Here is a 5,957-nt window from a genome sequence, read left to right on the forward strand (position 1 = left end):
GTGGCCACCCCCCCGCGCCCCCCCGTCCTCGGCGGCCCCGGGGGGCGCCGGCCCGCGCCCGGGGCGGACGGGGGGCGCCCGGCGCCCGCGCCTCTCCTCCGTCGACGGGCGGCGGCGGGTCCGGGATGCACGCGGCGGCGACGTACTCGCCGAACGCGGCGAGCGCCTCCTGCGCGAGTCCGCGCGCGCCGTCCCAGTCGATCAGCGAGGCGATCCAGCGCTCCGCCTCCAGCGGGCGCAGCGGCATCGGGGCGATCGCGCCGACCGCGCAGCGCACACCGCGCCGCGCCGGGTCGAGGACGACGGCGACGGACGCGGTGGCGCGGCCGGGGCCGGTCCGTCCCGTGGCCTTGAGGAAGACCTGGGGCGCGTGCAGCAGCGGTACGCGGACGAAGCCGATGAGTTCGGCGGGGGCGAGCATCTCGCGTCCCGCCAGGAGGTGGGAGACGGGGATCTCGCGGCGCGCGGCGCCGGGCCCCGCGACCACCAGGTCGGCTTCGAGCGCGGCGAGGACGGGCAGGGCGTCGCCGGTCGGGGCGGCGGTGGCGATGTTGCCGCCGAGGGTGCCGGCGTTACGGATCTGGGGCGGCCCGGCGGCGCGCGCGGACGCGGCGAGCGCGGGGATGAGGGCCGCGAAGTCGGGCCTGCCCATGCGGGCGTGGGTGAGGCCGGCGCCGAGCAGGGCGTGGCCGTCCTGGTAGTGCCAGCCGCGCAGTTCACTGATCCGGCCGAGGCCGACCAGTCCGGCGGGCCTCAACTGGCCCTTGTTGACGGCCGCCATCAGGTCGGTGCCACCTGCGACGGGCACGGCGGCAGGCATCTCCGTGAGCGCCGCGACGGCCTCGTCGAGCGAGGCCGGCAGCGTCACGAACTGCGCCGTCTGCGGTGCGTGCGTGGTCAACCCCACTGCCCCTTTCCGGTGTCCCGGTGTCCCGCCTGTGTTGCCGTACCGTACGTGCTCACAGGCCGGACGTGGCAACTCTGGCACATCTTCCGGGCCCGGCGACGCGAGGGTCCACGAAGGGCGCATCCGTCCCCGACCAGGGGGAAGGTCCGCTTTCACCCCTCTTCGCCGTCACATGCGGAATGCCACTCTTCGGCGGTCGTTGTATGACTTATCCGCCCGGGGTGACACGGAGTGCGGCGCGTCTCCTCGTGGCCGGGACCGGCCGGGAACCGCCCCCGGACCGGGCTCCGCACCGGCCGGGAACGGGCCCGAAGTCCGCCCGGTACGGGGCCCGGTCCGCTCAGACCTGCGGTGGCGCCCCCTCCAGCGGCCGTCCCGCGACGCCGGGCCTGCGCTGCCAGGGCAGCGGGCCGGCCGGCGGCCGGTAGGCGACCCCGAGGGCGTCGAGGCGCCGGTAGTGCTCCGTCATCCGCTGCTCGAAGTCGGCGAAATCACGTTCCCCCGGGGCGGGCAGGGCCGACCAGGCGACCTCGGCGAACGCGGCCAGGCGCGGGAAGACCTGGTAGTCCGCGCGGGAACGGTCCTGCATCACCTCGGTCCAGACGTTGGCCTGGGTGCCGAGGACATGGGCGGCCTCCTCCTCGGTGAGGTGCGGGGGCACGGGCTCGAAGCGGTAGACGTCCTCCAGGGTGCGGACGTATCCGATGGGCATCGGCTCGTCGTCGCCGGGCGCCTGACGGTGGTCCAGGTAGACGTGCTGTTCCGGGCACATGACGACGTCGTGACCGGCGCGTGCCGCGGCGACGCCGCCCGCGTAACCGCGCCAGGAGGAGACGGCGGCGCCCGGCGCGAGGCCGCCCTCCAGGATCTCGTCCCAGCCGATCAGGCGCCGCCCGCGCGCGGTGAGCCAGCCGTCGAAGTGGCGGATGAACCAGGACTGGAGTCCGTCCTCGTCGGCAAGGCCGAGTTCGCGGATCCTGGCCTGGGCGGCCGGGGAGCGCTTCCACTGGTCCTTGGGGCACTCGTCGCCGCCGACGTGGATGAACGGCGAGGTGTCGGCGGGGAAGAGATCGAGTATCTCGGTGAAGACGTCCTCGTAGAACCGGAGGGTGTGGTCGGTGGGGGCGAGGACGTTCTCGTTGACGCCCCAGGTGTCCCAGACGGTGAGGGAGGCCGTGTCCACGACGTCCGTGTTGCCGAGTTCCGGGTACGCGGCGATGGCGGCCTGCGAATGGCCCGGGATCTCGATCTCGGGGACGACGGTGATGTGGCGCGCGGCGGCGTACGCGACGATCTCGCGGATGTCGTCCTGCGTGTAGTAGCCGCCGTGGGGTCTCTCGTCCCACAGGTCCGACGCGCGGTGCCCCCATTTGGTGCGGGCCCGCCAGGCGCCCACCTCGGTCAGCCGCGGCCGGCTCCTGATCTCGACACGCCAGCCCTGGTCGTCGGTGAGATGGAAGTGGAAGACGTTCAGCTTGTGGGCGGCGAGCAGATCCAGCCACCGCAGGATGTCGTCCTTGGGGGTGAAGTGGCGTGCGACGTCGAGCATCATCCCCCGCCACGCGAAGCGCGGCGCGTCCTCGATGACCGTCAGGGGTACGGACCAATGGCGTCCGGACGCCAGCGGCGCCGCGCGGAACGCGTCGGGGCCGAGGAGCTGACGGAGGGTCTGCGCGGCCCAGAAGACCCCGGCGGCGCTCCCGCCGTCGAGCCGGACCGCGTCGGCGCCGACGGTGATCCGGTAGCCCTCGGGGACCTGTTCGCGGGCGATGTCCCCGCTGATCCCGAGGACGATCAGGTTGTCGCCGGAGCCCGTCCCGGTGTCGGGGAGCAGGGGCAGCCCGGTGGCGGCGCCCACGGTGGTACGGAGCCAGTGGGCGACGCCCTCCGTGCCGGGCCCGGCGGCCACGGCGGTCTCCGCGTCGAGCGGGAACGCCTCCGCGGTGCGCGGCGCGGGCCACGAGCGCAGGGGGTCGGGGATCAGGTCCATGGGGGGTCGCTCCTCCGCGCCGGGTTTCCGGTGGCCGGCGCCGCGCCGGCGCCGGGTCCCGGACGGGCCGGCCCGGGACCGCTTGCCTACCCGGGATCGGCGGCTCCCAGACCCGGGAGCCCGGCGACCTGGTCAGCGACCGGGTGCGCGGCCTGGTCCGCGGCCGGATCGCGCCGGCCCGTCCCCGGCGGCCGGAACCGGCCGTCCGGAGCCTCCCGCCGAGTCCCCCGTCGCGGGGCGCGGGAACGCGTACGGCCCCCGGGGCGCCGCGTGTACGCGGTGCCCCGGGGGCCGTACGGAACGGAGGGCGGGCGGCTACTTCTTGCCGCTGTCCTTGCCGCTCTTCCCCTTGTCCTTGTCCCCGCCGGGGCCCATGGACTCGTAGATCTCCTTGCACATCGGGCAGACCGGGTACTTCTTGGGGTCGCGCCCCGGCACCCAGACCTTCCCGCACAACGCGACCACGGGAGTGCCGTCGAGCGCACTCGCCATGATCTTGTCCTTCTGGACGTAGTGGGCGAAGCGCTCGTGGTCGCCGTCACCGTGCGACACCTGGGGTGTCGGCTCCACGAGGGTGCTTGTACCTGCCCCGCGATCGGGCTCAAGAGTGCTCATGGGAACCAAGGGTACCCACGCCTGAGGCATCACGGAGTAGCCGGGTCCGTGCACTCCGCAGCCGGACGGACGCCCGTCGCGCCGACACGCCGCGCACGGTGCACCCAGTGGCGAGTTCAAGCCACCACCGGGAGCGCGCATGTCATCCCCCCGGCCGCCGGAGGCCGGCCCGCGCGCCGCGGGCCCGCCCGGTCACCGTGGCCCCCGCGGGGGCCACGTCAATTGAGCGAGGGGTCGTCCGGGTACGTCGCGACCATCGCCAGCTCGCTGCGCTGTCTGCGCAGCACCGCCCGCCACAGGCTCTCCGGACGCGGCGACGAGACGTCCCCCGGCTCGGACTCCACCACGTACCAGGCGCCTTCGCGCAGCTCCCCTTCGAGCTGGCCCGGACCCCAGCCCGCGTACCCGGCGAAGATGCGCAGCGAGCCGAGCGCCCGCGCGAGCAGCTCCGGCGGGGTCTCCAGATCGACGAGGCCGATCGCCCCGTACACCCTGCGCCACCCCAACGGCCCCTCGTCGCCCGGGATCACGGCGAGCCCCAGCGCCGAGTCCAGCGAGACGGGTCCGCCCTGGAAGACCACGCCGGGCTCGCCCGCCAGCTCGCCCCAGGGTTCCAGGATGTCCGCGACGCCCACCGGCGTGGGCCTGTTGAGGACGACGCCGAGCGAGCCCTTGTCGTCGTGATCGAGCAGCAGGACGACCGCGCGCTCGAAATTCGGGTCCGCCAGGGAGGGTGTCGCGACGAGCAGCCGCCCTGTGAGCGAGGACACCTCGGTCATGCGAGACATGATCCCGCATATTCGCCGTCCGCGGGGCGTGCCCGGCACAGTGGGCGTGCGCGCAGCTCAGGGCGCACGGCGGCAACGGGAGCGCACGGACGGCGGCGGGCCGTGCCGGTGACCCTGCGCGAGGGACGTTCCACCGTACGTATCAAGGGCGTTCCCGTACGTGTCCATTACGTATCCGCCGCCGCCCGGGCCTTACGGCACAGGGGGTGAGGAGCCGTACCCTTTTCCTTGGCCACCCGCCCGCCCACTCCGGAACGCGAGATTCATGACCGGCACTGACGATGTAATGCTTGTTCACGGCGGCACCCCGCTGGAGGGCGAGATCCGGGTCCGCGGCGCGAAGAACCTGGTGCCGAAGGCCATGGTCGCCGCCCTTCTGGGCAGCGGCCCGAGCCGGCTGCGCAATGTGCCCGACATCCGCGACGTGCGGGTGGTGCGGGGACTGCTCCAGCTCCACGGCGTGACCGTGCGCCCCGGCGACGAACCGGGCGAGCTGATCCTCGACCCGACCCATGTCGAGAGTGCCAACGTCGCCGACATCGACGCGCACGCGGGTTCGTCCCGTATCCCGATCCTCTTCTGCGGACCGCTGCTGCACCGGCTCGGCCACGCGTTCATCCCCGGTCTCGGTGGCTGTGACATCGGCGGCCGGCCGATCGACTTCCACTTCGACGTGCTGCGCCAGTTCGGCGCGACGATCGAGAAGCGCGCGGACGGGCAGTATCTGGAGGCCCCGCAGCGGTTGCGCGGCACGAAGATCCGGCTGCCGTACCCGTCGGTCGGCTCGACGGAGCAGGTGCTGCTGACGGCCGTTCTGGCCGAGGGCGTCACGGAGCTGTCGAACGCCGCGGTGGAGCCGGAGATCGAGGATCTGATCTGCGTGCTCCAGAAGATGGGCGCGATCATCTCGATGGACACCGACCGGACGATCCGGATCACCGGGGTCGACCGGCTGGACGGCTACACGCACCGCGCGCTGCCGGACCGTCTGGAGGCCGCGTCCTGGGCTTCGGCGGCGCTGGCCACCGAGGGGAACATCTACGTACGCGGCGCTCAGCAGCGGTCGATGATGACGTTCCTCAACACCTACCGCAAGGTGGGCGGCGCGTTCGAGATCGACGACGAGGGCATCCGCTTCTGGCATCCGGGCGGCTCGCTCAACGCGATCGCGCTGGAGACGGACGTGCACCCCGGTTTCCAGACCGACTGGCAGCAGCCGCTGGTGGTGGCGCTGACGCAGGCGTCGGGGCTCTCCATCGTCCACGAGACGGTGTACGAGTCGCGGCTCGGGTTCACCTCGGCGCTCAACCAGATGGGCGCGCACATCCAGCTCTACCGGGAGTGCCTGGGCGGCTCGGACTGCCGCTTCGGGCAGCGGAACTTCCTGCACTCCGCGGTCGTGTCGGGCCCCACGCGGCTCCAGGGCTCCGATCTGGTCATCCCCGACCTGCGGGGCGGTTTCTCGTATCTGATCGCGGCTCTGGCGGCCCAGGGCACGTCCCGGGTGCACGGGATCGATCTGATCAACCGCGGTTACGAGAACTTCATGGACAAGCTCGTGGAGCTGGGCGCGAAGGTCGAACTGCCGGGCGGCGCGCTCGTCTGACCGTACCCACCTCCCGGCACCGCTGTGGCCCCCGCACCCGCGACGGGGGGC

Annotated in this window: 5 protein-coding genes; 1 reads left to right on the forward strand and 4 read right to left on the reverse strand. The window is 73.2% G+C overall.

The window, feature by feature from the left end:
* The 4 genes from ACFXPK_RS27365 to ACFXPK_RS27380 form a co-directional block, all read right to left on the reverse strand.
* Positions 1-901: FAD binding domain-containing protein (locus ACFXPK_RS27365; RefSeq protein ID WP_385079590.1), on the reverse strand; the 901-nt coding region annotated here is incomplete at its 3' end.
* Between the two features lie 346 nt (positions 902-1,247).
* The gene (locus ACFXPK_RS27370; protein WP_385079593.1) at positions 1,248-2,897 is read right to left on the reverse strand and encodes a beta-N-acetylhexosaminidase; all 1,650 of its coding nucleotides are present in this window, start codon (positions 2,895-2,897) and stop codon (positions 1,248-1,250) included.
* A 315-nt stretch (positions 2,898-3,212) separates the two neighbouring features.
* Entirely contained in the window at positions 3,213-3,512 is a 300-nt protein-coding gene (locus ACFXPK_RS27375; protein ID WP_329826823.1) for a DUF3039 domain-containing protein, read from the reverse strand.
* Positions 3,513-3,730: 218 nt separating this feature from the next.
* A complete protein-coding gene (locus ACFXPK_RS27380) occupies positions 3,731-4,291 on the reverse strand; it encodes a YqgE/AlgH family protein (RefSeq protein WP_385007849.1) in 561 nt (186 codons plus the stop codon).
* A 274-nt stretch (positions 4,292-4,565) separates the two neighbouring features.
* Here ACFXPK_RS27380 and murA point away from each other — a divergent pair, with 274 nt between their 5' ends.
* Positions 4,566-5,906, forward strand: coding sequence for a UDP-N-acetylglucosamine 1-carboxyvinyltransferase (murA, locus tag ACFXPK_RS27385; RefSeq protein WP_385007847.1), 1,341 nt, complete (start codon positions 4,566-4,568; stop codon positions 5,904-5,906).
* The last annotated feature ends 51 nt before the right edge of the window (positions 5,907-5,957 follow it).

The organism is Streptomyces sp. NPDC059142, assembly GCF_042755665.1.
Lineage (GTDB): Bacteria > Actinomycetota > Actinomycetes > Streptomycetales > Streptomycetaceae > Streptomyces.

Excerpts from the sequence above, each read along its gene's own strand:
- ACFXPK_RS27370 (WP_385079593.1), bottom strand. The coding sequence starts at position 2,897 with ATGGACCTGATCCCCGACCCCCTGCGCTCGTGGCCCGCGCCGCGCACC.
- ACFXPK_RS27375 (WP_329826823.1), bottom strand. The coding sequence starts at position 3,512 with ATGAGCACTCTTGAGCCCGATCGCGGGGCAGGTACAAGCACCCTCGTG.
- ACFXPK_RS27380 (WP_385007849.1), bottom strand. The coding sequence starts at position 4,291 with ATGACCGAGGTGTCCTCGCTCACAGGGCGGCTGCTCGTCGCGACACCC.
- murA (WP_385007847.1), top strand. The coding sequence starts at position 4,566 with ATGACCGGCACTGACGATGTAATGCTTGTTCACGGCGGCACCCCGCTG.